Source organism: Rhodococcus sp. NPDC057014 (assembly GCF_042673295.1).
Lineage (GTDB): Bacteria > Actinomycetota > Actinomycetes > Mycobacteriales > Mycobacteriaceae > Rhodococcus_F.
In genome coordinates this window covers 1-25,161 of record NZ_JBHUSF010000001.1, presented here as the reverse complement: position 1 = coordinate 25,161, position 25,161 = coordinate 1, and the positions used below count along the sequence as shown (strand labels likewise).

Sequence of the window (25,161 nt, the reverse complement as noted above, 5' to 3'; positions counted from 1 at the left end):
CTCACAGCGCCGTCCGGAACAGTGCCACCATCTGTTCCTGCGTCGCCGTGCGCGGGTTGGTGGACATGCACGCGTCGCGGAGCGCGAACTCGGCCAGCCGGGACAGATCGGTTTCGCGAACACCCAACTGTCCCAGACCTTTCGGAACCCCGACCTCCCGGGCGAGGCGTTCGACCCGGTCTGCCACGGCCAGGGCGGCTTCCTCGGGTGTTCCGCGGCGTTCCTCGAGACCGAGGGCGGCGGCGATGGCGACGAAGGGTGTGGCGTCGTCGGTGGCGTTGAACCGGATCACGTGCGGGAGCAGGATGCCGTTGATGACTCCGTGCGGCAGGTCGAGCAATCCCCCGACCTGATGGCTCATCGCGTGCGCGGCACCGAGGATGGCGTTGGTGAACGCGAGGCCGGCCTCGAGGCTGGCCTGCGCCATGACGGCCCGCGATTCCATCTCCATCGGTTCCTCGATGGTGCGGACGAGGGTGTCGGTGACCAGCCCGACCGCCCGGAGCGCATGGTGGTCGGTGAGCGGGTTGTGGGCCAGCGACACGAACGCCTCGATGCCGTGGGTGAGGGCGTCGAGTCCGGTCGCGGCGTTGAGCCACTCCGGCATGGTAGTGAGCAGCCGAGGGTCGATGACGGTCACGTCCGGGACGAGCGCGCGGCCGATGATGGTGATCTTGGTGCCCCGCCTCGTGTCGGTGACGATGCAGAACTGCGACACGTCGGCGCCCGTGCCCGACGTCGACGGCACCATCACCAGCGGCGGGATCGGACTGGTCGCCTGGTCCACGCCCTCGTAGTCGAGGATGTTGCCCCCGTTCGCGGCGAGCACCGCGATGCCCTTCGTCGCGTCGATGACCGAGCCGCCGCCGAGGGCGACCAGAACGTCGCATTCGCCCTCGCGGTACGCGTCGTGTCCGGCCGCGATCTCGTGGTCCTTGGGGTTGGGTGTCAACGCACTCCACACGACCGGGGTGAGGCCCTGTTCGCGGAGCTGACCCTCGAGTTCCGACGCCCAGCCCGCTTCGATCAGACCCGGATCGGTGACGAGCATCGGCCGTGCCCCGCCGAGGCGCAGGACCGCGTGCGCGGCCTCGACCATCGACCCGATACCGAACACGATCTCGGGTGCGTGGAATTTCACCAGCCTGCCGGGGGCGGTGGTGCGGGTGGACGGATAGGACACGGACAAGTCGACACTCCTCCCGACACCTGTGTGCATGTGATCCAGATTACAAGACCTTGGACTCGACCCTACGGACCGGGAGAGGGCTTCACACCCACCGAAGGACAGGCACGGTACCTACCCGATCGGGTAGGTACTCACCGCAGCGCGTGTCCCAGTTCGGCGGCGCGGGACATCAGCTGCGCGGCATCGCGCGCGACGACGACGCGGTCGCAGATCTCCGCGTACTCCGGCATCGCGCACGACGCCTGGTTCCAGTACCGCTCGGGTTCCGGCGTGATCCAGGCCAGCCGGTGCACCTTGCGTCGCAGTTCGGCGAACTCGTCGACGCCCGGCGGCAGTCCGTTGCACCGCCCGTCGCCGACGACGATCACCGAGGTGCGGGTGTTCACGTCGGTGCCGAACTCGGTCAGGACGTCGGAGAAGACCCGACCGTAGTCGCTGCTCGCCTCCAGATCGATGCGCGGGTCGGCGAGCACCGAGGCCAGCGCGTCGTCGTCGGTGCCGGCGAGGAGAGTGTCCGTGACGTCGACGGGCCGGTCCACGAACGCCAGCACCTGACAGCGGCTCGCCCGGCGGTGCATGGCCTGCGCCAGCCGGAGCGTGAACGCGGTGACGGGGCGCACCGACAGCGACACGTCCGCGAGGATCAGCACCCGCACCCGGTCCGGCCGCGGCGCCTTCACCATCAGGTGGAACGGGACGCCTTCGGTGCGCAGGCTCGCGCGGACCGTGCGGCGCATGTCGAGGCGGCCCCGGGCCAGTTCGCGCGGGCGGGGACGTGACGGCCCGCGCATCCGCCGAAGCACCTCGTAGCACGCCTGATTCACCTCGGCGCGCGACGTGGCCGCCACCGGACCGCTCGCGGTCACCGGTGCATCTGCGGGTCCGGCAGACAGGTCCCGGGCGTCCGCCAGCGCACCGACGAACGCCTCCACCGCCTCCGCCAACCGGTTCAGCTGGGCCGCGCTGAGGGGTTCGGCCCCGCCGGAATCGGCGTAGACCTTGCTCGGGTCGTAGGCGTCGAGCCACGCGAGAATCGACTCCGGATCGTCCCAGGACAGCGATCCGACGACGGCTCCGCTCGTCGACGACGCCAGGTCACCGACGGCGGTACTCGCCGCACGCTCGACCTCGACCGTGTACGTGACACCGCGGCGTCCGGACTCGGCCTCCGAATCGACGGACAGGTCTGCGTCGCTCGACGTCATGCTGACGTCGTCGTCGTCCTTGTGGGGATTGAACCCCTTCTGCGCCTCGGGGGTGTCGAAGTGATCGCCCACCTCGGCGGCGCGCTCGTTGTACTCCGCGTACCGGGCGGTCTCCGCGTTGTCCGCCACCTCCAGCGCGGACGGCAGGCCCTCCGCGAACTCGGCCCGGGACGGCGGCCTCGCGCCGGGGGCCGCGTCGGCGACCGACCCGAAGAACACGTCGAAGGCACGGTCGAAACCCTGCTGTTCGTACGTGTACTTCGCGCACACCGCGCGCAGCGACGCCCGCAGGGTGGCCGTGTCCCGGCCCTCGACCAGCCCGAAGACCCGGCGAACCTCGATGACCTCGGCGGGGGACGCGGCGACGCCGTAGCGGCGCAACACCTTTCCGAACGCCGCCGCCAGCACGTCGAGGAGTTGCGAGGGAAGGGACGGGGAGGGATCGGGGGCCGGGTGGAGCATCGTCAGCGCCTGCCCTGGCGGCCCGCGCCGATGCCGCCGCGGTCGCGGCCACCGTGTCCGCGGAACACGGCGGTGGTCGTGTTGGCCGGCCGCGATGCGACCGTCACCCGTTCCGCGGGCCCGGCCGGAGCGGTGTCCGCGTCGTCCGGCGAGAGCGGCTGTTCGCCGGACAGCCGGGTGCGGGCCAATTCGACGTCGCTGGTGTACTTGAGCAGGGCGGTGAGCAGGATGTCCCGGACCGCGGCCTGCGCGCTCACGGCCACCCCGGTCGACTTCAGGACCACGGCCGCACGGGCCGCGTCGATGACTTCCGCGATGGACGGACTCTTACGGAGCGGCAACTCCCGCAGCGTGCGCGCCAGATCCACCACGTCCGCCGCGACGGCGTCCTCGACCTCGGGGGCCCTGGCCGTCACGATGTCCCGCTCACGCTGAGGCGTCGGATAGCCGAGGTGGTAGTGCAGGCAGCGACGCTTGAGTGCCGGCGACAGTTCGCGAGTGTCGTTGGACGTCAGGATCACCCACGGCGCCGAACGGGCGGTAAACGTCCCCACTTCGGGAATGGTGATCTGCCCCTCGGCGAGAACCTCGAGGAGCAACGCCTCCATCGACTCCTCGGTGCGGTCCACCTCGTCGACGAGCAGCACCACCGGTTCCGGCGACAGGATCGCCTCGAGCAGGGGGCGCACCGACAGGAAGTGCTCCGAGTACAGCCCGAAATCCTGGGCTGCCAGGAATTTCGACGCGTCGGCGATGTCGTCGAACGCGGCCAGCTTCTCCCCGATGCGGTCGCGCAGCATCTGCACGTGCAGAAGCTGTTTCGCGTAGTCCCACTCGTACAGCGCCCGGTTGTCGTCGAGACCTTCGTAGCACTGCAGCCGGACGAGCTTGCGCCCCGACGCCTCGGCCAGCGACTTCGCCAGTTCCGTCTTGCCGACGCCGGCAGGCCCCTCCAGCAGCAGCGGGCGTTCGAGCGCGGTCGCCAGGTGGACGACCACCGCGAACTCGTCGTCGGCGATGTAGTCGACCTCGCGCAACGCCTCCTTCAGTTCCGCGCCGTCGGCGAAGCGGACGTCCTCCGGTTCCGGGGCTGTGTGCGGTGCAGTCATGATCGGGGCATCCGTCCTTCGTCAGCAGGTGGTGGTGGGAACGCATCCGGGGCGGGGCCGGGCTGGGGTGAGGCGCCCGCCCCGGACGCGAGTTTTCAGGCGGTCAGTACGCGCTGTTGATCGCGTGATCGACCACGGGGATCATCGACTCGACCGTCACCTCGCGCGGGTTGCCCGGTGTGCACCAGTCGCCCTGGATGTGCTCGGAGATGGCGCGCACGGTCTTCTCGTCACCGCGGATGGTGTCGCCGCGACCCTCGTACTTCTTCGTGTTCATCTGGTTCTTCTCGTACGAGTCGGTGCGCACCTGACCGAAGTTGTCGGGAATGCCGACGTCCTTCGCCAGGCGGATGGCGGCCTCGACCGCCGCGTCCGCGGCCTGCACCGTGGTGAGGTTGCGGGTGTCGACCCCCAGCGCGCCGGCCAGCTGGGCGTAGCGCTCGTACCGCGACGGCAGGTTGTACTCCCAGACGCGGGGCAGGGCGATGGCGTTGTTCAGGCCGTGGTGGCTGTCGAAGAACGCGCTGACCGCGTGCGAGATGGAGTGCACGATGCCGAGGCCACCGGAGTTGAAGGCCTGCCCGGCGATGTACTGCGCGTTCATCATTCCCTCGCGGGCCTTGAGGTTGCGCGGCTCGAACACGGCCTCCCGCAGGTTCTTCGCGACGAGTTCCACCGAGTACAGGGCGTTCCCGAGAGAAGGCGCGAAGTCGAGGCGCGACACGTACGGCTCACTGCCGTGCGCGAGGACGTCGAATCCGCAGTACGCGGTGAAGTGCTGGGGGCAGGTGTAGTAGAGCAGCGGGTCGTCGATCGCGAGGGTCACGATGGTCGCCTCGTCGAATCCCACCCACTTGTGTGGGTTGTTCATGTCCGACGTGTCGGTGATGACGTACGCCCACGAGGTCTCCGAACCCGTACCGGCCGTGGTGGATACGGCGATGTGAGGCGGGTTCTCCTTGTTGGTGGACTTCGCGAATCCCTCGAACTCGTTGATGTTGCGGCCGTCGTGCGCGACCACGACGCGGGCGCCCTTCGCGGCGTCGTGGCTCGAACCGCCGCCGACGGAGATGATCGAGTCGCACTTCTCCTTCTGGTAGAGCGCGGCCGCTTCCATGACGTTGTAGTCCTTGGGGTTGGACTCGACCTTGTCGTAGAGCACGACCTCGACGCCCTGGTACTCGATCTTGCCGACCAGTTCCTCGATGATGCCCGAGCCACGCAGGCCGGTGGTCATGAGCAGGGTCCTCTTGAATCCGAGGTTCTTCGCCTCGACGCCGATGATGTCGTGGGCGCCCACTCCCATCAGTGCCCGCGGGAACGGGTGGAATTCCTTGATGGGGAAGTCCCAGATCTGGTTGAGCTCGATGGCCATGGCCGTCTCCTCGATTAGTCGATGTCGGATCTGAAGCGTTGGGGAAGGGGACGCAGTAGATGTGATTGGCGTCTCACCTGGAATCCACTGTGACCTAGTTCGAGCCCCGGTTACAGGCCTGCGAGCCCGAACCGTCCGACCGCGGCGGACAAACTGCCCGATCGGGCAGGTGCGGCCGGGCAGAGCCGGAGAGGTGGGCACTCGATAGGCTGTCCACTCCGCCCGGAGTGGACAGCTAGGCAAAAACTAGAACCTGTTCTATTCTTGGGACAGGCAAGCGAGCGTTCCCGCGCTGCGAAGTACGGAAGGACTGCACACACGATGACGACTGTCGAGGTGCCGCACAGCTCACGATCGGTGGTGCTCACCGTGTCGGGCGTGGTCGAGGAAACCCCCGATTCCCGGTCACTGGTCTTCGACGTCCCTGCCGACCTCGCAGGCAAGTTCGCCTACAAGCCGGGCCAGTTCCTCACCCTCCGCATCCCGAGCGACCGCACGGGATCGGTCGCCCGGTGCTACTCGCTGGCCAGCTCGCCGTTCACCGACGACGCACCCAAGGTGACCGTCAAGCGGACCGCCGACGGGTACGGGTCCAACTGGCTCTGCGACAACGTCGCCGTCGGCGACACCCTCGAGGTCCTCCCCCCGTCGGGAGTGTTCACCCCCAAGTCACTCGACCACGACTTCCTGCTGTTCGCGGCGGGCAGCGGCATCACCCCGGTGATCTCGATCCTCAAGTCCGCCCTCACCGAGGGGTCCGGCAAGGTCGTCCTCTTCTACGCCAACCGCGACGAGAAGTCGGTCATCTTCGCGGAGGAACTGCGCACACTCGCGAGCCGGTATCCGTCACGGCTCGTGTCCATCCACTGGCTCGAGACGGTCCAGGGACTGCCCGGCGTCGACCAACTCGCCTCCGCCGTCGCCCCATACCTCGGGCACGAGGCGTTCATGTGCGGACCCGCGCCGTTCATGGACACCATCCACAAGGCCCTCGCCGACGCCGGCATGCCGCGCACCCAGGTACATGCCGAAGTGTTCAACTCGCTGGCCGGCGACCCGTTCCGTGACGCCGACGTCGTCGAGGTCACCGAGGACGAGGCCGCCGACGCCGCCACCGTGGAGGTGGAACTCGACGGCGAGATCCACACTCTGAGCTGGCCCCGCAAGCAGACCCTCGTCGACATCATGCTGGCCGAGGGAATCGACGTGCCCTACTCCTGCCAGGAGGGCGAGTGCGGGTCGTGCGCGTGCACCGTGCTCGAAGGCAAGGTCGAGATGGAGAACAGCGAAATCCTCGACCCCGAGGACATCGAGAGCGGCTACATCCTGGGCTGCCAGGCCCGGCCGGTCACCGACCACCTCAAGATCGAATTCTGAAGGGCCGCTCAGCCGATCCGGCCGAAACCGACGACGGCGGAGTCGCTCGCCCAGTCCACCGTGTGCACGCGGATCCGGCCGAACTCGTTGCCGCCGACCGTCGTAGCGGTGTCGCCGTCGACGGCGACGACGATGTTCGTGTGCTGGCCGACCCAGCTGCTGTTGTCGTAGAGCACCACGTCCCCGACGGCCGGGCGGTACCCGTCGCCGATCTCCTCGAACCGCGACTGCGACTCGTAGTACTCCTGCAACGTGTACACACCCGGGATCCGCCAGTGCCCGGAGTTCGGATTCGACAGCGGCAGGCCCGCTTCCCGCATGATCCAGCTGACGAAGTCCGCGCACCAGGGCTCCTCGACCCCTTCGGAGTAGAACGTCCCCGGCCGCTGCGTGCCGTGCTCGGCCTCCAGCAGCCCGACGATCCGCGCCTGCCGCGGCGACAGCGCGGTCGTGTCGATGCCCGGGAACTCGGCGGTGTCCCACGGCAGGTAGCGGTCCGGGGCCAGCCACAGCACCCCTCCCGCCACGACGGCCGCCACCGCGACGACCACGGCGAGGATCGGCCCGGTACGGCGGCGGCGGCGCGTGGGCGCGGGAGCAGTCATGCCACCGAATGTAGCGGGAATCCGGTCAGCGCATCGCGCGGTAACCCGCACGCTCCTCGGCGGTGAGGTGCTCACACGCGTACGTCAGGGCCGTGCGTCCCATCGCCGCGGCGTTCCGGTCGAGGAAACCGGTCAGCTGGGCGCGGTCCACCCGCTTGCCGACCTCGCGCAGCATCCATCCCGTCGCCTTCTGGGTGAGGTCGCGGCGATCACCGAGGACGGACTCCGCGACCTCGAGCGTCGTGGACGCATCACCCCGCCGGATGAACCCGAACGTGGTGAGCAGCGCGACGCGGCGCCGCCAGAGGTCGTGGTCCGCGGCCAGCTCGTACACCGGGTCCCGCGGCCGGTCGAACAGCCACGCGCCCAGGATCCGGTCGGCGGACGAGTCCACCAGATCCCAGTTGTTCACCCGTCCCCGCATCACCAGGTCGAGGTAGAACGCCGCGATCTTCTCGCGCAGGGCGTCGTCGCCCGCCTTCGTCGCCCGGTCGAACTGCGTGACGAGAACCAGCAGCCCCGCCAGTCGGTGCTCGTGCACCGGACTGTCGAGCAGCACCGTCACCTCCGGCAGGTCCAGATCGGCGTGAGCACGAACCACACTGCGCGTCCCGGGAACCCGCACGCCGATGAAGACGTCGCCCTCCCCGTACTCCCCCGGACCGGTCTTGAAGAACCGTGCCAGAGTGACGGCGTCGGCCTCGTCCGACACCTCGTCGAGAGCGCGCTTCACATCGTCTGCGGTCGAAGTCACGAAGGCACTGTCGCACACCTCACCGACAGCCGGAGCGGAGATCACGAAACATGCTCCGACCTGGGGTTCGCGTTATCCGAATGCAACGGGTCGGGTATTGATCGGGCGGTCAATCAGGCGTGTACTCGAAGTGGACACAATCCATTTCGAGGAGGCCGGACATGAGATCGTGGAGTCGTATGCAAGATGTGGTGGCGATCGTGATCGGAGCCTTCGCGGCACTCTCGCCGTTGTGGCTCGACACCAACAACGCCGCGATGTGGTCACTCATCGTCCTCGGTGTACTCGTAGCCCTCTCCGGTCTCGTCCACATGGCCCGCCCGGAGATGACTGTGGCCGAGTACGCGATGGCCGTCTTCGGAGTGCTGTTGTTCCTCTCCCCGTGGGTGATGAACTTCGACGCATTCACGGGCGCATCGTGGACCGCATGGGTGGTCGGTGTCCTGGCAGTCGTCGTGGCTGTCACGGGGATGCCGGTGATGAGTTCCCGGATGCACGGACACGGAGGGCTGGCAGCACATCACTGATCTGTGAACCACAGCACCGAGAACATCGATTCGGGCGGGGCGCAGGCTTACGGCCTGCGTCCCGCCGTTCACGTCGGGAAAGGCCCATGCCAGCACCCCATCTCGGTAAGTCCGGTGGCCCCCAACCGCGGAAAGGCCGGCGGCGGCGCAGCGCGAAGATCGACGGCGACGCCCGGGAACTGATCCTCGACGCCGCCGAATCCCTCATCGCCGTACACGGATTCGATGCCACGTCCACCGCATCGATCGCCTCTGCCGCGCACGTCCCGAAAGGACTGGTGTTCTACTACTTCCCCTCCAAGACCGACATCCTCCTGGCCCTGCTGTCCGAGAGACTGCCGACCGAACCCTTCGGCGACGTGGGCCCCCTGGTGACTCCGGGTGACCCCGCCGCCAGCCTCGTCAACCTCGACACCGCACTGAATCTGCACGATCACCACTCGTCGGTGATGCGGGTGATCATCTGGCGCGAGGCCGAGACCCACCCGGACGTCCGCGCCCACCTGAGGCGGTTCCGCGACTACCTCAGCGACATCACCGAGCGACTGCTGCAGGCCAGTTCGCCGTACCCCGTGCAACCCGGGACGCTGCGGGCCTGCGCGACGGCGTGGGTGGCCGCAATGTTCTCCGTCGCGGGCAACGACCGCCTGCACGACCTCGACGACCTGCCGCGGCAACACGGCGAGGAACTCGGCAGCGTCGCACGGGTGGTGGCGGCCGGGATGGTTCAGCTGGGCTGAGATGTTCCCGCGGCCAGCAGCTGACCGGCGGGGAACGCCTCCGCGCTCGCGGGCAGCCGTCCGGGCCTGCCGCTGAGGAACACCTCGACGGTGCCCTCCCCCGTGCCCGGCCGGTTCAGCGCGTCGATGCGGCGCAGCGTCTGCGCCGCCACCGCCTCGGCGCTGTCGAACAACTGCACCCCGGCCGGCAGCCGCGCCGCGATCTCGTCGACCATCAGCGGATAGTGGGTGCAGCCCAGCACCACCCCGCCGACGTCGCCGGGCGTCCGCTCCACGGCCGACGCTATGGCGGCGATCGCGGCCTCCCGCTCACCCCGGTCGATGGCCTCCGCGAGCCCGTGGCACGCCACCCCCACCACCGAACTCCCGTTCCCGAACTTCTCGATCAGATCGGCCTGATACCGGCTCGCCGTCGTCGCGGCGGTCGCCCAGACGGCGACGGACCCGAACGCCGCGGCGGCCGGTTTGATCGCCGGCACCGTCCCGACGACCGGAACCTGCGGTCCGACGAGCTCCCGGACGTGGTCGAGCGCGGTGACGCTCGCCGTGTTGCACGGCAGCACGATCACCTCGGCGCCGCGGTCGACGCTGCGCTGCGCGGTCGCGAGAACACGGTCGATCACCCACTGCTCCGGTTTGGGACCCCACGGGGCCCCGTCCGGGTCGAGGGCGAGGATCAGATCCAGTTCGGGTCGCAACTTGCGCAGCCACGCCGCCGTCGGCAGCATGCCGAGACCCGAGTCGATGAGCGCAACAATCACCTGGAGAATCTATCGCGCTCCCGCCCCGGCTCTCACGCCGACGCGGCCTCGAGGACCTCACCGATCGGAGTTCCCGCCGCGATCTCGGCCCGCATCTTCATGACACCGCCCGCCATCCCGCCGCCGACGACGCCGGCGAGGATGCCGTCCCGCTCGTAGTAGGCGAGGAACTTGCGGCCGTCGTCCTTGATCACGTGCACCTCGTCGGTGGGCGCCACCGTGCCCAGGGCCTGGATCTTGACGTCGTACTGGTCGCTCCAGAAGTACGGCACCTGAGCTGCGGCGTTCTCGTCGCCGGTGCCGGTCAGCGCCCCGGCGAGGATCTTCGCCTGCTCCCCGGCGTTGCTCCAGTGCTCGACCCGCCGGCGGCCGCCCACCTGCAGCTGCCACGCGGCCACGTCGCCGACCGCCCACACGTGCGGGACCGCCGTGCGTCCGACGCCGTCGCACACCACACCGTTGTCCAGTTCGACACCCGACCCGTCGAGCCACGCGGTGACCGGGACCGAGCCGACCCCGATCGCCACGACGTCGACGTCCACCTCGCTTCCGTCACCGAGGACGGCCCCGGTGACCCGGTCGGTGCCCACCAGTGAGGTGAGCCCGACACCGGCGCGCAGGTCGACTCCCTCGTTTGTGTGCAACCGGGCGACGAGCCCCCCGATCTTTTCCCCGAGCACGGACGCGAGCGGCGTCGGCTGCGGCTCGACCAGCACCACGTCGAGCCCGCCGGCTCGCATGCTCGCCGCCAGTTCGCAGCCGATGAACCCCGCCCCGACGATCAGTGCCCGCCTGCCCTCGGCGAGGTCCGCGCGCAACGCCAGGCTCTCATCGATGGACCGGAGAACGTGAACGCCCGCGAGGTCCGGCAGTCCCGGGATCCGCCGCGGCACGAGACCGGTGGCGATCACGAGTTCGTCGTAGCCGAGTGCGCTGCCGTCGGCGAGTCTCAGGATGCGGGATTCGGTGTCCACCGAGACCGCCTCGACCCCCAGCCGCAGTTCGATGTTCTTCTCGTCGAAGAACTCACGCGGCTTGAGCGTGGTGTCGCTCTTCTCCCCGCGCATCACTTCCTTCGACAGCGGCGGGCGGTCGTAGGGAAGGTGCGGTTCACCTCCGAGAAGAATCAGATCACCCTCGTATCCGGCCCGCCGGAGTTCCTCCGCGGTGCGCAGGCCCGACAGACCCGCCCCGACGATCACAATTTTCTGCACGCCAACACATTAGGCGCTGCGCGCGCCCGTGAGTACTTCTCAACCGCGGGCGGCTGACAAGTACTCACGGGTCAGAGATCGGCGATGGCCTCCAGCGGACGGGTGCGGGCGGCCCGGCTCGCCGGCCACAGCGCGGCCAGCACACCCACCACACCGGACCCGAGGAGCATCGCGACCACCTGCCCCCACGGCACCGTCACCTGATCGAGACCCTGGTCCTTCAGTGTGCTCACGAAGCCCCAGCCGAACGCGATGCCGAGCAGCACCCCGACGGCCGCACCGAACACCGCGATCAGCATCGACTCCAGGTAGATCGTGCGGCGCATCTGGGACCTCTGCATTCCGACCGCGCGGAGCATGCCGATCTCCCGCCTGCGCTCGACCACCGACAGCGCGAGCGTGTTGATGATGCCGAGAATCGCGATCACGACGGCGAGTGCGAGCAGCCCGTAGAGGATGGCGAGGAGCGTGTCGATCTGCTGTCCCTGCGTTCCCTTGAACTGTTCGCGGTCCTGCACCTGGACCACGACGAACTGCTTGGTCGCGGATTCGAGGTCGGCGCGCAGCTGCGTCAGGTCCGCACCCGGCTTCGCGTCGATGAGCACCGCCAGATCGGGGATGGTCGCGGCGGGCATGACCTGCCGGTACACGTCGTCCGACACCAGCCAGTCGCCGACCAGCTGGTTGTCCTCGAAGACACCGGTGACCTCGGCGTCGACGACCTTCCCGTCGGCGCTCGTCATCGGGACCGTCGTCCCCAGCGTCCAGCCCTTCTGCGCGGCCGTGGTCTGGGACACGACGAGGTGGTTGCCGGTGAGGTCGGCGCCGCCCTCGACGAGCGTGTAGTCGAGGACTCCGTCCAGGGGGCCGTCCAGCGACGCACCCTGCTCCCGCTCGTCGTCGACCGTCACGGACACCGGGTGCAGGGCGACGGCGCTCTGGACGTCGTCGAGGTTCCGCACAGCCCTGGCCGCGCCGCTGGGCACACCGATCTGGTTGGGTCCGGTGAGCACGTAGTCGGCCGACACCCCCGAGTCGACGAGCTTGTTGACGCTGGCCTTCGCGGACGCGCCGAACACCCCGATGACGGATACGAGCATCAGTCCGAGTGTCAGCGCGAACGCGGTGGCGGCGGTGCGTCGGGGATTGCGGACGGCGTTGGTGCGGGCCAGACGCCCCACCGGGCCGAACGGCTTGGCCAGTACCGCTCCGAGCGCCCCGACGATCGGCCGGGACAACGCGGGGGCGGCGAACAGCACGGCCAGGATCAGACCGAGCGCGCCTGCGCCGACGACGGCGGCCGCACCGCCACCGGTTCCCCGTGAACCGATCACGAGTCCCACGACACCGAGGACACCGAGGACCGCACCGGCGATGGTGCGCACGTGCAGTGAGTCGCCGGTGGACGCGAATTCCTCGCGCATCGCCGCGACGGGCGGCACCGTGGAGGCGCGCCGGGCGGGCGCGTACGCGCTGACCGTCGTGACGAGGACGCCGACCACCAGAGCGATGAGGATCGTGCGCGGACCCACCTGCAGGGGCCCCTCGGGCAGTCCGACGTCGAACGTGTTCAGCAGGGTGCGTAGTCCGTAGGCCAGGCCGACACCGGCGGCGATTCCGATCGCGCTGCCGATGACGCCGACGACGAGGGCCTCGAAGACCACGGAACGCCCCACCTGCTTGCGGCTCGCGCCGATGGCACGGAGCAGCGCGAGTTCACGCAGGCGCTGGGCGACGATCATCGAGAACGTGTTGTAGATGATGAACGTGCCGACGAGCAGCGCGATCGCCCCGAATGCGAGCAGGAAGTAGTTGATGAAGCTCAGCGCCTCCGTCACCTGCGCCTTGGTCTCCTCGCGTACCTCGTCGCCGGTCTGGACCTTCGCGTCGGGGAGCGCCGCGGCGATCTCGTCGCGCAGGTCGCCCTGCGACACACCCGTCCCGGCGACGTCGATGTACTCGACGTGCTTGCCGTCGGTGAACAGTTCGCGGGCCTGCGAGTCGACGAACGTGGCACCGATGAATCCCCCGGTCTCGTTGCCGGTGTCGTAGATGCCGGACACGGTGACGTCGATCATGCCGCGGGCGGGCACGAGGACCTTGGTGGTGTCGCCGACCGCGAGTTGCGCGCGTTCGGCGGCACTGGCGTTGACGGCGATCTGACCCGCCTGGGCGGGCGGGGTTCCCTGCACGTACTCGTCGGGTTCACCGAGCGCCTGACCCGGCGGCAGGTACGACTCGCCGATGCTCGGCGCACCGCCCGTCTGGACGGCGGCGCCGTCGGAGTCGATGAGGACGATCTGCCCGCTGACCGCCGGTGCCACCGCGCGTACCCCGTCCAGAGCCGCGATGGTGTCGAGGTTCTCGAGGGGCACCCCGCTGGAGTTGCGTTCCTCGCTCGACACCCGGACGTCGACGCCCTGCGCGGTGTTCTCGAAGATCGAGTCGAACGTCTTCTGGAGGGTGTCGGTGAAGACGAAGGAACCGGCGACGAACGCGGTGCCGAGCACCACGGACAGCACCGTCAGTGCCAGCCGGACCTTGTGTGCCGCCAGGTTGCGCAGCGACACCTTGCGCATCGGGGCACTGGATGTGGACGCCATGCGGTCAGACCGCCGCGTCGGACGCGAGGGCGTGAGCGGGCTCGTCGAGTCGCTTCATGGTGTCGAGGACCGAATCGGCCGTCGGGTCACGCAGTTCGTCGACGATCTTGCCGTCGGCGAGGAAGACCACCCGGTCGGCGTAGGCGGCCGCGCGGGGGTCGTGCGTGACGATGACGACGGTCTGGTGGAATTCGTCCACCGCGGCCCGCAGGATCGACAGCACCTCGCCCGAGGACTTCGAGTCGAGGTTGCCGGTGGGCTCGTCGCCGAAGATGATCTCCGGCTGCCCGGCGAGGGCGCGGGCACACGCGACGCGCTGCTGCTGACCTCCGGACAACTCGCCGGGGCGGTGCTCGAGACGATCCTGCAGCCCGAGTGTGGTCAGCACGTTCTCGAGCCACGCGGCGTCCGGCTTGCGGCCCGCGATGTCCAGCGGAAGGGTGATGTTCTCCAGCGCCGTCAGCGTCGGCACCAGGTTGAACGCCTGGAACACGAAGCCGATGCGGTCGCGTCGCAGCTGGGTCATCTGCTTGTCGGTCAGTGTCGTCAGCTCGGTGTCGCCGATGAGGACGGAACCCGAACTGGCCGCGTCGAGCCCGGCCAGGCAGTGCATCAGCGTCGACTTGCCGGAGCCGGACGGTCCCATGATCGCGGTGAACTCACCACGGGCGAACTCCGCGGATACCGCGCTGAGCGCGTGGACCTGGGTGTCGCCGGTGCCGTACGTCTTGGACAGCTCGACAGCACGGGCAGCGACAGCGGGGGCATGCGTGCTCATGATCGCCTTTCGTCATTCTCTCGTGGCGGTCCGGCCCCGTGGTGACGGGCCGGGACGGTGCACGCGCGGCGCACTCCTCCATCTTGTCGACACCCGCACCGGCTCGCCATCAGGGACCACCCTGATCTTCGGTGAGCCGGGACGTGATCCCGGACACGGCGACCGGCCGGAAACGCCCACAACGGATGTGCCGACCTGGGAGAATTCCGGTATCGCCGGTGCGAAGGAGAGCCCTCATGGCCATCGAACCCCCCACACCCCGGGCGGGATCGCGTTTCCTCGACGCGTTCCTCCAATCACCGTTCGCCGGCCTGGCGCCGTGGATCGTGATGTCGCTGCTGTCCGGCCCCGGGCGGTTCGAGGAATCGGTCGCCACCGCTCTCGGGTTGTCGATCCTGTTCCTGTTCCTCAGCCACCGCCGCGGCGGAAGCCTCAAACCCATGGAAGTGTTCGACATCGTCTATTTCGGCTGCCTCGCTGTGATCGGACTGTTCGCCTCCGACGACCTGATCACCTGGCTGGAGAAGTGGTCGGGCGAGATGTCGAGTCTGGCGCTCGTCGCGTTCGCGTTCGGCTCGCTGTTGCTGCGCAATCCGTTCACCCTGCCGTACGCGAAAGAGACCACCCCCGAGGAGTATTGGACCTCGCCACTGTTCCTGAAGGTGAATCAGCTCATCACCCTGGTGTGGGCGCTGTCCTTCACGGTGTCGGCGGCATCCGGACTGTACGGCGACCTCGTCCTCGACCAGCCGGACAATTTCTGGACGGGCTGGATCATTCCGATCGGGGCGTTGCTGTTCGCGCTGTCCTTCACCGAGTGGTACCCGGACGTCGCGAGCGCGCAGGCTCCGCGGGAACCCGGGGAGCCGGAGGAGGTGGCACCGCCGCTCGTCAAGCTGTTCGACTTCCTGCCGCCGTACGTGATCGGCGTGGGGATCGCGATGCTCGTCACCGACAACGACCCCGACTGGCTGGGCATCACGCTGATCGTGGTCGGCGCCGTCGGGAGCGCCGCGTTGCGACGCGCGGGCGCGCAGAGCCGCAGCAGTTCGACCGCATGAGGCAAAACGTCACTGATCGGAGCACCGGCTACTAGCCTGATGTGACTGACGTCACAGACGAGAGGTGGGCGCATGTCGGACGCCGAGAACGAGATCATCTTCGACCGACTCGCGCACTGGGCGCAGGTCCGACCGGACGACGTCGCCGTGCAATTCCAGGACGCCGAGTACACGTGGTCCGGGTGGCACGACCGGATCCTGCACATCGCGGGCGCGTTGGCGGAAAGCGGAATCGGGGCGGGCGACACGGTCGCGTTCGTCGACAAGAACCACCTGTCCTGCCTCGAGGTCACGTACGCCGCCTCCCTCCTCGGCGCTGCCGCCGCGGTACCGAACTGGCGACTGGCCGGCGAGGAACTCGACTACGTGATCAACGACTGCCGGGCCCGGATCCTGTTCGTGGGCAACGAGTTTCTCCAGCAGGTCATGGCGTTGCGGGACCGGCTGACCGGCATCGAGCAGATCGTCACCGTCGGCGGGGAGCACGACGAGTTCGAGCCGTGGCTCGCCGAGGCGGCCGTCTTGCCGTCGAGGCCCGACGTGGCCGCGGAGGCCACCGCGCTGATCCTGTACAGCTCGGGAACCACCGGCAGGCCCAAAGGTGTTCAGCTGACGCACCGCAACCTGATCGCCCACAGCGCCGCGGTGCTCGACATCCTGCCCGCACGGCACGACGACTGTCTGCTCGTCGCCATGCCACTGTTCCACGTCGGCGGCAGTTGCTACGCGATCATGGGTGTGCACGCCGGCGCCCGCTGCCATTTCACGAGGGAAGCCGACGCGCCGTCGCTGTTCGGTGCGCTCGCGGCCGGTGCGAATATCGCGTTCCTCGTGCCGCCGGTGATCGCCGGGGTGCTCGCCGCGGGCGAGCAAGCCGTGGCCGCGTTCGGCTCGCTGCACCGCATCACGTACGGCGCCGCCCCGATGCCGCTGCCGTTGCTGCGCAGCGCGCTCGCCGCCTGGCCGGAGGCGGAGTTCGTGCAGGTGTACGGAATGACCGAATGCGCGGGTGTGGTCACCGCACTGCTGCCGGACGTGCATCGCGACCCGTCGCAGGAGGCGAGGATGGCGTCGGCGGGACGGCCCATTCCGGGGGTGGAGATGCGCATCGTGGATCCGGCCACCGCCGAGGACGTCGCCACCGGTGAGACCGGGGAGTTGTGGTGGCGGTCGGACCAGCGCACGCCCGGTTATCTCGGCAAACCCGAGGCGACGGCGGAGGCGATCACCGCCGACGGGTGGTTGCGCAGCGGCGACATGGGCCGCGCGGACGCCGACGGTTTCGTGTTTATCGAGGACCGGCTGAAGGACATGATCATCACCGGCGGCGAGAACGTGTACTCCCCCGAGATCGAACGGGTCCTCGTCGAGCACCCGGCGGTGGCGGAGGTCGCGGTGATCGGCGTGCCCGACGAGCACTGGGGTGAGACGGTCAAGGCCGTCGTGGTGCCGGTGACCGGAATCAGCATCGAGCCGGACGAACTGATCCACTACACCCGTCAGCGCCTGGCGAAGTTCAAGTGCCCGACGACGGTCGACGTCGTCGACCTGCTGCCGCGCAACCCGACCGGCAAGATCCTCAAGCGGGAACTGCGCGCGCCGTACTGGAAGGACCGCACCCACAAGCTCGTGTGACCGCCGTCCATACTGGGACCGTGACCGGTCGATGCCCCTGCCTGCTCGGTGAACCGTACGACGAGTGCTGCGGGAGGTATCACCGCGGCGAGGCGACGGCGCCCACGGCCGAGCGCCTGATGCGATCCCGGTTCAGCGCGTTCGCGGTGCTGGACGCCGGTTATCTCCTCGCGACGTGGCATCCGAGTACGCGGCCCGCGGATCTGGACCTCGATCCGGAGCAGCGCTGGACCCGACTCGACATCCTGGGGACGACCGGCGGCGGTCTGCTCGACACCACCGGCACCGTCGAGTTCCGTGCCCACTATGTTCTGGAGGGCCGCCGCGAATCGCTGCACGAGAACAGCCGATTCGTCCGTGAGGACGGCAACTGGCTGTACCTGGACGCGATCGCGACGCCACGCCCGGGGCTCCCGCGTCTCTGATCGGCCCCGGCTTACGATCGGATCATGATCAACCACCGGATCGGTCCCCTCGCCGCGTTCGCCGCCTGCGCGCTGGCCCTGACGCTCACCGGATGCTCGGAGTCGAACTCCGCCAGCAGTGTCGCGGCGACGTCGCCTGCTGCCGCGGCCACCACCAGCAGTGCACTCGAATCCGAGTCGGCACCGATCCCGACGGACGCGGCGCCGAAGTCGTCCGCGGCGTCCGAGTCGGCGAAGCTCACCGTCACCGACGTCCGCGTCGGCGGGCACGAGGGATTCGACCGCGTGGTGTACGAACTCGGCGGCAAGGGCACCCCGGGCTGGCGGGTCGAATACGTGGACCAGGCCGTACAGGACGGCAGCGGCAAGACGATCCCCGTGTCGGGCAACGGCATCCTGCAGGTGCAGATCGACGGCTCGGCGTACCCGTTCGACAGCGACGTGGAGGGCTACTCGGGCCCCAACCCGGTGCCCGGTGTCCCCGGCGGCACGGTGACCGAGGTCAACGGTGCGCTCGTGTTCGAAGGCGTCACCCAGTCGTTCATCGGCGTGACCGCACCCGGCCGTCCGTTCACGGTGTCCACGCTGACCGATCCGACGCGGGTGGTCGTCGACGTCGCGCAGTGACACTTCCCTCGCCCGCGACTTGACCTCGAGTTAAGTTGAGGTTCTACCGTCGTGTCATACCCCGGCTCTACCGTGGGGGGACAGCGACAGGAGGCCGCCGGCATGAGCATGGAAGTCACGGCGTGGAACGCGATGTACAACGCGATGCACGCCCAGGAAGATCGACGCCCCTTCTCCCGGACGACGTTGCGGCGGATCGCCCGTTTCGCCCGGCCGCACCGCCGCAATCTCGCGTGGTACCTGCTGCTCAGCGTCGTCACCGCCGCACTGGCCGTGGCCACGCCGGTGCTGGCGGGCCGCGTCGTGAACGCCATCGTCGGCGGCGACGCGGTGTCCGTGATCGTGCGTCTCGCGGCGCTCATCGCGGTCATCGCCGTCCTCGAATCCGCGCTCGCGCTGTGGACGCGGTGGTTGTCGGCGAGCATCGGCGAGGACCTGATCCTCGACCTGCGCACCGCCGTGTTCGACCACGTGCAGCGGATGCCGATCGCCTTCTTCACCCGCACCCGCACCGGCGCGCTGGTCAGCCGCCTCAACAACGACGTGATCGGCGCGCAGCGCGCGTTCAGCGACACCTTGTCGGGAGTGGTGTCCAATCTGGTCACGCTCGGCATCACGCTGATCGTCATGATCGGGATCTCCTGGCAGATCACGCTGTGCGCACTGCTGCTGCTGCCGATCTTCGTCCTGCCCGCCCGGACGATGGGCGCGCGGCTCGCGCAACTCAATCGTGAGGCGGCCAACCACAACTCGGTGATGAGCACCCAGATGACGGAGCGGTTCTCGGCGCCGGGTGCCACGCTCGTCAAGCTGTTCGGCCGTCCGTCCGAGGAGTCCGCCGAGTTCGCGGTCCGCGCGCGGCGAGTGCGGAACATCGGCGTCCGCACCGCCATGCTGCAGTCGGTGTTCGTCACCGCGCTCACGCTCGTCTCGGCGCTCGCACTGGCCCTCGTCTACGGACTGGGCGGGTTCTACGCACTGCGCGGGCAACTCGACGCGGGCGCCGTCGTCGCGATGGCGATGCTGCTCACCCGCCTGTACTCGCCCCTCACCGCGCTGGCCAGCGCACGCATGGACGTGATGAGCGCGCTGGTGAGCTTCGAGCGCGTCTTCGAGGTCCTCGACCTGAAACCGCTGATCGCCGAGAAGCCCGACGCGGTCGCGGTGCCCAACGGCCCCGTGTCCGTCGAGTTCGATTCGGTGGAGTTCGCGTACCCGTCGGCCGACAAGGTGTCGCTGGCGTCGCTCGAAGAGGTCGCGACCCTCGACACCCGCGGCGGCGTCGACGTGCTGCACCGACTGTCGTTCCGCGCCGAACCCGGGCAGATGGTCGCCCTGGTGGGATCGTCCGGGGCCGGCAAGTCCACCATCGCCCAACTGGTTCCCCGGCTCTACGACGCGGACGCGGGCTCGGTGAAACTCGGCGGGATCGACGTGCGGGACCTGACCGCCGACTCCCTGCGGGCCACCGTCGGAATGGTGACCCAGGACGGGCACCTCTTCCACGACACCGTGCGGGCCAACCTCCTGCTCGCCCGGCCCGGCGCCACGCCGGCGGAACTCGCGGAGGTCCTGGACCGCGCCCGGCTCACCGACCTCGTCGCCGCCCTTCCTGACGGCCTCGACACGGTGGTCGGTGAACGCGGCTACCGACTGTCCGGCGGCGAACGCCAGCGGCTGACCATCGCGCGACTGTTGCTCGCGCATCCGCGGGTGGTCATCCTCGACGAGGCGACGGCTCACCTCGATTCCACGTCCGAGGCCGCCGTCCAGGAAGCGCTGGGCGAGGCCCTCACCGGCCGCACCGCCGTGGTGATCGCCCACCGGTTGTCGACCGTGCGCGCAGCCGATCTGATCCTCGTGGTCGAGGCCGGGCGCATCGTCGAACGCGGCACCCACTCCGAACTGCTCGCCGCGGGCGGCCGGTACGAGGAGCTGTACCGCACTCAGTTCGACACGGGCACGATCCCGCTCCCGGCCCTCACCGAGGTGCTGCGGTGAGTCGGCGAATGGCGGAGAGGGGCAGCCCGATCCAGTTCGGGCGGTTCCTCGCCTCGTACACCGTCTCGTACACCGCCTTGTCGAGTTCATAGGCCCGGAGCAACGCCGCCGCCTCCCGCGGGTCGGTGCCCGACACCGAGGCGTAGCCCTCGCAGAAGGCGTCGGCGTTGCGCTGGGCCCACTCCCGCGCCCGGAAGTCCCGTTGCGACGCCGCTCCCGTCGCCCCCATCGGCACCGAATCGGCCAGCAGGTGGTGGGCGGCGTAGTCGAAGGACCGCAGCATCCCGGCGACGTCCCGCAACGGACTGTCCCGTTCCCGGCGCTCGTCGAGCGTCTTGGCGGGCTCGCCCTCGAAGTCGATGAGTAGCCACCGCTCCGGCGTCCGCAGCACCTGACCGAGGTGCAGGTCCCCGTGTATCCGCTGGACGGCGGTGGCGCCCAGCGCTTCCGCCTCGGCGAATTTGTCCCGCACGGCGGCGGCCACCTCCCCCAGCTCGGGAACGACCGCGGTGGCGGCGTCCAGCCTGCGGGTCATCGCCTCCACCGTCGTCGACGCCACCTGCCGCTGCTCCGCACCCAGCGCGTCCGCCAGCGTGGAGTGCACCTCGGCGACCGCGGCGCCCATGCGATGGGACTCCCCGGCGAAGTCGGTCCCCAACTCCGCGGCATGGAGATCTGCCTCCATCAGAAGGTCGCGGACGCTGCCGAGCGCCATGCTCCACCCGTCCGCCGAGTTGGCCTCGAAGTCCTGCACCATCGCGAGCGTGGTGAGAATCCCGGACACATCGGTCTCCATCCACGCCCGCAGCGTGGCCACGTATTCACTGCCCGCGCCGGCGAGCGCCAGATGGAGTTCCACGTCCGGATTCACCCCGGGAGTGACCAGGCGGAAGATCTTCATCAGCAACTTCTCCCCCAGCACCACCGACGTGTTCGACTGCTCCGCGCCCAAAGTCCGCCCACGCAGCCCCGGCTCGATCACCGTGCCCGGCACGGTCTTCAACTGCACCGGCCCGGAACCCTGCGCCTCGGCCAGCAGATCCGCGTACAGCGTGATGACCTCGGCGTCGTGCAGGCCGTCGTACGCGATCACGGCGTTGCCGTCGCCGCCCGGCAACGCCCACGGTTCGAGGTCCTCGGGCAGATGACTGCGGTACCCCAGCGGCACCTGGTACACCTGCGCCGGGCCCACCTCGAATTCCACCGACACCAGCAGGTGCTCGGCGGAGAACCCGGAGACCGACGTCAGCTCGTGGCGGAGCAGGATCCGCACCGCCGAAATGGTGTTGCCCTTGGCGGCGAACCACCGCCGATCCGGCAACCACCGGACGAGTTGCCGCTCGAGGGTCTCGTCGGGAATGCGTCCACTGGTGGGTTCGTTCACTGCTGCACCGCCTGTTCCGCTTCACTGCTGACCGGGTGTCCGCTCACCGCGCCGTCGGCCTTCGGGTCCGGTTGCAGCGCGAACCAGAAGAAGCCGTGACCGGGCAGTGTGATCATGTACCCGTCGTCCCCGATCACGGGAAAGGGAACGGAGCCGGTGAGCTCCACGGGGATTCGGCCGGCGAACGGGGTGAGGTCCAGGATCACCGCCTGCGGGAACCGGGACAGGTTGTTCACGCACAGGATGACGTCACTGTACGGGCGTTCCTGGTTCGGCGGGGTCTCCCGCACATAAGACAGGACGGCCGGGTTCGCGCTGCCGAGTTCCGTGAACGAGGCCGTCCCGAACGCCGGGTGCTGTTTGCGGACCTGGATCAGCCGGCGGGTCCAGTGCAGCAACGAGTTGGTCGAGTTCATCTGCGATTCGACGTTCACCGACTGATAGCCGTACGTGGGATCCATGATGACCGGCAGATACATTCGCGCCGGGTCGGCACGGGAGAATCCGGCGTTGCGGTCGGGCGTCCACTGCATCGGCGTCCGCACCGAGTCCCGGTCGCCGAGCCAGATGTTGTCGCCCATCCCGATCTCGTCGCCGTAGTAGAGGACGGGCGAACCCGGCAGGCTCAGCAGCAGCGCGGTGAACAGCTCGAGCTGATTGCGGTCGTTCTCGAGCAGCGGCGCGAGGCGCCGCCGGATGCCGATGTTCGCCTTCATCCGCGGGTCCTGCGCGTACTCGGAATACATGTAGTCGCGCTCCTCGTCCGACACCATTTCGAGCGTCAGCTCGTCGTGGTTCCGAAGGAAGATGCCCCATTGGCACGAACTCGGAATCGGCGGGGTCTGCGCGAGGATCTCGGAGATCGGAAACCTGTTCTGCCGCCGCACCGCCATGAAGATGCGCGGCATCAGCGGAAAGTGGAACGCCATGTGGCATTCGTCGCCGACGTCCGGCTCCCCGAAGTACTCCACGACGTCCGACGGCCACTGGTTCGCTTCGGCGAGCAGCGCCCGCCCCGGGTACTCGGCGTCCATGACGGCCCTGCACCGCTTGAGGAACGCGTGGGTCTCGGGCAGGTTCTCGCAGTTGGTGCCCTCCCGTTCGAACAGGTAGGGCACCGCGTCGAGCCGAAATCCGTCGATTCCGAGGTCCAGCCAGAACCGCAGCACGTCGATCATCGCGTCCTGGACGTCGGGATTGTCGTAGTTCAGGTCCGGCTGATGGGAGAAGAAGCGGTGCCAGTAGTACTGCTTGCGCACCGGATCCCACGTCCAGTTGGACGTCTCCGTATCGACGAAGATGATCCGCGCGTCCGGATACCGTTCGTCGCGGTCCGACCAGACGTAGAAGTCGCCGTACGGACCGTCGGGGTCGTTGCGCGACTCCTGGAACCAGGCGTGCGTGTCGGACGTGTGGTTCATGACCAGGTCGGTGATGACCCTGATGCCGCGGCGATGCGCCTGATCGAAGAGCTGGACGAAATCCTCGACCGTCCCGAATTCCGGCAGCACGGCACGGAAGTCGCGGATGTCGTAGCCGCCGTCGCGCAACGGCGAGTCGTAGAACGGCGGCAACCACAGGCAGTCGACGCCGAGCCAGGACAGGTAGTCGAGTTTGGACGTCAGACCCCGGAGATCGCCCGTGCCGTCCCCCGAGGAATCGAAGAACGCGCGCACCAGCACCTCGTAGAACACCGCGGTCTTGAACCACTCGTTGTCGACCTGCAGTTCTCTGGCGTGGAAGAAGTCCTCGGACCGGGCCTCGATGATGTGGCCTTCCAGGTCGTGCTCCGGCGCGACGGCACCCGCGCGGGACGGGTCGACGTGGGCGGACGACGAATCTTCCAGGGGCATAAGCACCTCGGTTCGCGACTCGATCACAGGAACAGGGACGTTCCCCGGACACGTGCCTCGATCGTAGGTCGGTCCTGCCCGGACCGCTGGGAACGCGCCCAGCCGGGCACGCCGCCCATCGAAGATCCCGGCAACTTCCCGATCGAGGACAGTAGGTGTCCGCTATTCGCGCGACACTGACTACATGAACGAGACACCCAGCACCCCGGCCCCCATATCCGACGAGCGCGGCCTCCTGCTCCTCATGCTGGACAACCAGCGCACCGCGTTCCGCAATGCGGTGTCCGGCCTCACGGAGGAACAGGTCCGCAGCGTGCCCAGCGCCAGCGAAATGAGTCTGGCGTCCGTCCTCAAACACGTGATCGACGGCGAGGAGGCGATGACCGCTCGCATCACCGGGACCCCGCGCAGTGTCGGCGACGATCCGGTGGCCGCGTGGATGGCGGCATGGAACGTCGCCGAGGACGAGACCGTCGACGTCCTCCTCGCCCGCTTCGACGCCGCGCAGCGCGCCACCGAGGCCGCGGTCGCCGCCGAAACCGACCTGGACCGCGACGTCGACCTGCCCGCCGACGTCGCGCAGTGGATGGCGTCCGGGGTCGTGTTCACGGTCCGCTACATGCTGTTGCACCAGATCGAGGAACTCGCGCGGCACGCCGGTCACGCCGACGTCATTCGGCAGTCCCTCGACGGCGCGCGGGCCGATACGCTGGCCGGCGGCGGCAGCTGGTCCTGACCGAATCCCCGCTCTCGGGTAAATTCTCCGCTCGGGCGGCGCTGCAGAGCTGCCCGAACGAGACAACGAGGAGTTCAGGTGGACGGTATGAGCGTGATGCGACGCACGATCGCGGTGGCAACGGTCGGTATCGCGGCTTTCGGCCTCGCGGGCACGGCAGCGGCAGACCCGGCCACCCCCGACGTCCCCGGACTCGCCGAACTCCGCACCCAGGCCGTGGGTCCCGAGGAGAAGGCCGCGGTCGAGGCGCTGGCCACGTCGACCGTGCTGCGTGACGTCGCGGGCGAGTACACGCCGTTCCTGTACACCGCACCCACCGTGGGATGTGGCACCGTCGCACCGGTCACGCTGACGCTGGCGTCGGGCACCACCGGCCCGACCGCCGCGGTGAAGGCGAACGAGATCAGCTTCCAGGCGCTCTCCGCCTACCCCGGTGTCGTGAAGTCGTCGGGTCTGAACGTCGCGTGGATCAACACCAGCACCGGCGCCAGCGGAATCCTGCCCCTCGACGGGCTCACGGAAGGCGGCTACCCCGCGCTCAACAAGATCGTGACGACGGGCGCGGGCACCGTCGTCGCATCGATCTTCGGGACCGTCGGCTACACCAACGCCACCTGCTACGTGCTGCCGACCGTCGGTTCGTTCTTCGTTCCCGAGGAGGGCCCGCTTCCTGCCGAGGCGGCACACCCCGCCCCGGCTCCCGCTCCCCCGGCGTAACCGCCGGAGACCCCGGTCAGGGC

The 25,161-nt window shown here is 68.7% G+C and carries 21 protein-coding genes and 1 pseudogene; 10 read left to right on the top strand and 12 right to left on the bottom strand.

The features are described 5' to 3' along the window. Position 1: 1 nt before the first annotated feature. The 4 genes from ACFTZB_RS00110 to mdo all read right to left on the bottom strand — a co-directional run bounded on the left by ACFTZB_RS00110 (position 2) and on the right by mdo (position 5,340). A complete protein-coding gene (locus ACFTZB_RS00110) occupies positions 2–1,189 on the bottom strand; it encodes an iron-containing alcohol dehydrogenase (RefSeq protein WP_378429536.1) in 1,188 nt (395 codons plus the stop codon). A gap of 131 nt (positions 1,190–1,320) precedes the next feature. Continuing rightward, positions 1,321–2,856: a VWA domain-containing protein gene (locus tag ACFTZB_RS00105; RefSeq protein ID WP_378429535.1), complete on the bottom strand. Its 1,536-nt coding sequence runs from the start codon at positions 2,854–2,856 to the stop codon at positions 1,321–1,323. Between the two features lie 2 nt (positions 2,857–2,858). After that, positions 2,859–3,965, bottom strand: a complete 1,107-nt coding sequence (locus ACFTZB_RS00100; RefSeq protein WP_378429534.1) for an AAA family ATPase — start codon at positions 3,963–3,965, stop codon at positions 2,859–2,861. Positions 3,966–4,068: 103 nt separating this feature from the next. Continuing rightward, entirely contained in the window at positions 4,069–5,340 is a 1,272-nt protein-coding gene (mdo, locus tag ACFTZB_RS00095) for an NDMA-dependent methanol dehydrogenase (protein WP_072948386.1), read from the bottom strand. Positions 5,341–5,661: 321 nt separating this feature from the next. On the opposite strand from mdo, the gene ACFTZB_RS00090 reads away from it, so the two are divergent. Further along, positions 5,662–6,717, top strand: coding sequence for a 2Fe-2S iron-sulfur cluster-binding protein (locus ACFTZB_RS00090; protein WP_378429533.1), 1,056 nt, complete (start codon positions 5,662–5,664; stop codon positions 6,715–6,717). A gap of 8 nt (positions 6,718–6,725) precedes the next feature. Here ACFTZB_RS00090 and ACFTZB_RS00085 read toward each other — a convergent pair whose 3' ends face one another. After that, positions 6,726–7,322 carry a CHAP domain-containing protein gene (locus tag ACFTZB_RS00085; protein WP_378429532.1) on the bottom strand — a complete coding sequence of 199 codons (597 nt, stop codon included), beginning with the start codon at positions 7,320–7,322 and terminating at the stop codon, positions 6,726–6,728. 25 nt (positions 7,323–7,347) lie between these two features. After that, on the bottom strand, positions 7,348–8,076 hold the full coding sequence (locus tag ACFTZB_RS00080) for a DNA alkylation repair protein (RefSeq protein ID WP_378429531.1): 729 nt from the start codon (positions 8,074–8,076) through the stop codon (positions 7,348–7,350). Positions 8,077–8,237: 161 nt separating this feature from the next. Between ACFTZB_RS00080 and ACFTZB_RS00075 the strand changes: the two genes are divergently transcribed. After that, on the top strand, positions 8,238–8,603 hold the full coding sequence (locus tag ACFTZB_RS00075; protein WP_378429530.1) for an SPW repeat protein: 366 nt from the start codon (positions 8,238–8,240) through the stop codon (positions 8,601–8,603). A gap of 86 nt (positions 8,604–8,689) precedes the next feature. Then, complete coding sequence (locus tag ACFTZB_RS00070; protein WP_378429529.1) at positions 8,690–9,343, top strand: TetR/AcrR family transcriptional regulator; 654 nt, start codon at positions 8,690–8,692, stop codon at positions 9,341–9,343. Here ACFTZB_RS00070 and ACFTZB_RS00065 read toward each other — a convergent pair. The 4 genes from ACFTZB_RS00065 to ACFTZB_RS00050 all read right to left on the bottom strand — a co-directional run bounded on the left by ACFTZB_RS00065 (position 9,331) and on the right by ACFTZB_RS00050 (position 14,699). Continuing rightward, positions 9,331–10,104, bottom strand: a complete 774-nt coding sequence (locus ACFTZB_RS00065; protein WP_378429528.1) for a glutamate racemase — start codon at positions 10,102–10,104, stop codon at positions 9,331–9,333. The genes ACFTZB_RS00070 and ACFTZB_RS00065 overlap by 13 nt on opposite strands. A 32-nt stretch (positions 10,105–10,136) precedes the next feature. Continuing rightward, entirely contained in the window at positions 10,137–11,318 is a 1,182-nt protein-coding gene (locus ACFTZB_RS00060) for an NAD(P)/FAD-dependent oxidoreductase (protein ID WP_378429527.1), read from the bottom strand. A 71-nt stretch (positions 11,319–11,389) separates the two neighbouring features. Next, a complete protein-coding gene (locus ACFTZB_RS00055; RefSeq protein WP_378429526.1) occupies positions 11,390–13,921 on the bottom strand; it encodes an ABC transporter permease in 2,532 nt (843 codons plus the stop codon). Between the two features lie 4 nt (positions 13,922–13,925). Beyond that, entirely contained in the window at positions 13,926–14,699 is a 774-nt protein-coding gene (locus tag ACFTZB_RS00050; protein WP_378429525.1) for an ABC transporter ATP-binding protein, read from the bottom strand. Between the two features lie 124 nt (positions 14,700–14,823). Between ACFTZB_RS00050 and ACFTZB_RS00045 the strand changes: the two are divergent. The 5 genes and pseudogenes from ACFTZB_RS00045 (at position 14,824) to ACFTZB_RS00025 (ending at position 20,448) form a co-directional block, all read left to right on the top strand. After that, a pseudogene (locus tag ACFTZB_RS00045) lies at positions 14,824–15,760 on the top strand (hypothetical protein). Positions 15,761–15,832: 72 nt separating this feature from the next. Further along, positions 15,833–17,395, top strand: coding sequence for a long-chain-fatty-acid--CoA ligase (locus ACFTZB_RS00040; RefSeq protein WP_378429524.1), 1,563 nt, complete (start codon positions 15,833–15,835; stop codon positions 17,393–17,395). Then, the gene (locus ACFTZB_RS00035; protein WP_378429523.1) at positions 17,392–17,820 is read left to right on the top strand and encodes a YchJ family protein; all 429 of its coding nucleotides are present in this window, start codon (positions 17,392–17,394) and stop codon (positions 17,818–17,820) included. Before ACFTZB_RS00040 ends, ACFTZB_RS00035 begins: the two co-directional genes overlap by 4 nt. A gap of 24 nt (positions 17,821–17,844) precedes the next feature. Then, complete coding sequence (locus ACFTZB_RS00030; RefSeq protein WP_378429522.1) at positions 17,845–18,447, top strand: hypothetical protein; 603 nt, start codon at positions 17,845–17,847, stop codon at positions 18,445–18,447. Between the two features lie 102 nt (positions 18,448–18,549). After that, positions 18,550–20,448: an ABC transporter ATP-binding protein gene (locus ACFTZB_RS00025; RefSeq protein ID WP_378429521.1), complete on the top strand. Its 1,899-nt coding sequence runs from the start codon at positions 18,550–18,552 to the stop codon at positions 20,446–20,448. Here ACFTZB_RS00025 and ACFTZB_RS00020 read toward each other — a convergent pair. Continuing rightward, the gene (locus ACFTZB_RS00020) at positions 20,429–21,832 is read right to left on the bottom strand and encodes a hypothetical protein (protein WP_378429520.1); all 1,404 of its coding nucleotides are present in this window, start codon (positions 21,830–21,832) and stop codon (positions 20,429–20,431) included. The genes ACFTZB_RS00025 and ACFTZB_RS00020 overlap by 20 nt on opposite strands. Then, positions 21,829–23,685 (bottom strand): maltose alpha-D-glucosyltransferase, encoded by a 1,857-nt coding sequence (gene treS / locus ACFTZB_RS00015; protein ID WP_378429519.1) that lies wholly within the window; start codon positions 23,683–23,685, stop codon positions 21,829–21,831. Before treS ends, ACFTZB_RS00020 begins: the two co-directional genes overlap by 4 nt. Positions 23,686–23,869: 184 nt before the next feature. Between treS and ACFTZB_RS00010 the strand changes: the two genes are divergently transcribed. Together ACFTZB_RS00010 and ACFTZB_RS00005 are read left to right on the top strand one after the other, a co-directional pair. Further along, a complete protein-coding gene (locus tag ACFTZB_RS00010; RefSeq protein WP_378429518.1) occupies positions 23,870–24,421 on the top strand; it encodes a DinB family protein in 552 nt (183 codons plus the stop codon). A gap of 87 nt (positions 24,422–24,508) precedes the next feature. Further along, positions 24,509–25,138 carry a hypothetical protein gene (locus tag ACFTZB_RS00005; protein WP_378429517.1) on the top strand — a complete coding sequence of 210 codons (630 nt, stop codon included), beginning with the start codon at positions 24,509–24,511 and terminating at the stop codon, positions 25,136–25,138. Positions 25,139–25,161 lie beyond the last annotated feature (23 nt).

What these genes read in the sequence shown, in the direction of transcription:
- ACFTZB_RS00105 (WP_378429535.1), bottom strand. Translation starts at nt 2,856, where the DNA reads ATGCTCCACCCGGCCCCCGATCCCTCCCCGTCCCTTCCCTCGCAACTC.
- ACFTZB_RS00100 (WP_378429534.1), bottom strand. Translation starts at nt 3,965, where the DNA reads ATGACTGCACCGCACACAGCCCCGGAACCGGAGGACGTCCGCTTCGCC.
- mdo (WP_072948386.1), bottom strand. Translation starts at nt 5,340, where the DNA reads ATGGCCATCGAGCTCAACCAGATCTGGGACTTCCCCATCAAGGAATTC.
- ACFTZB_RS00090 (WP_378429533.1), top strand. Translation starts at nt 5,662, where the DNA reads ATGACGACTGTCGAGGTGCCGCACAGCTCACGATCGGTGGTGCTCACC.
- ACFTZB_RS00085 (WP_378429532.1), bottom strand. Translation starts at nt 7,322, where the DNA reads ATGACTGCTCCCGCGCCCACGCGCCGCCGCCGCCGTACCGGGCCGATC.
- ACFTZB_RS00075 (WP_378429530.1), top strand. Translation starts at nt 8,238, where the DNA reads ATGAGATCGTGGAGTCGTATGCAAGATGTGGTGGCGATCGTGATCGGA.
- ACFTZB_RS00070 (WP_378429529.1), top strand. Translation starts at nt 8,690, where the DNA reads ATGCCAGCACCCCATCTCGGTAAGTCCGGTGGCCCCCAACCGCGGAAA.
- ACFTZB_RS00055 (WP_378429526.1), bottom strand. Translation starts at nt 13,921, where the DNA reads ATGGCGTCCACATCCAGTGCCCCGATGCGCAAGGTGTCGCTGCGCAAC.
- ACFTZB_RS00050 (WP_378429525.1), bottom strand. Translation starts at nt 14,699, where the DNA reads ATGAGCACGCATGCCCCCGCTGTCGCTGCCCGTGCTGTCGAGCTGTCC.
- ACFTZB_RS00040 (WP_378429524.1), top strand. Translation starts at nt 15,833, where the DNA reads ATGTCGGACGCCGAGAACGAGATCATCTTCGACCGACTCGCGCACTGG.
- ACFTZB_RS00030 (WP_378429522.1), top strand. Translation starts at nt 17,845, where the DNA reads ATGATCAACCACCGGATCGGTCCCCTCGCCGCGTTCGCCGCCTGCGCG.
- ACFTZB_RS00025 (WP_378429521.1), top strand. Translation starts at nt 18,550, where the DNA reads ATGAGCATGGAAGTCACGGCGTGGAACGCGATGTACAACGCGATGCAC.
- treS (WP_378429519.1), bottom strand. Translation starts at nt 23,685, where the DNA reads ATGCCCCTGGAAGATTCGTCGTCCGCCCACGTCGACCCGTCCCGCGCG.
- ACFTZB_RS00010 (WP_378429518.1), top strand. Translation starts at nt 23,870, where the DNA reads ATGAACGAGACACCCAGCACCCCGGCCCCCATATCCGACGAGCGCGGC.
- ACFTZB_RS00005 (WP_378429517.1), top strand. Translation starts at nt 24,509, where the DNA reads ATGAGCGTGATGCGACGCACGATCGCGGTGGCAACGGTCGGTATCGCG.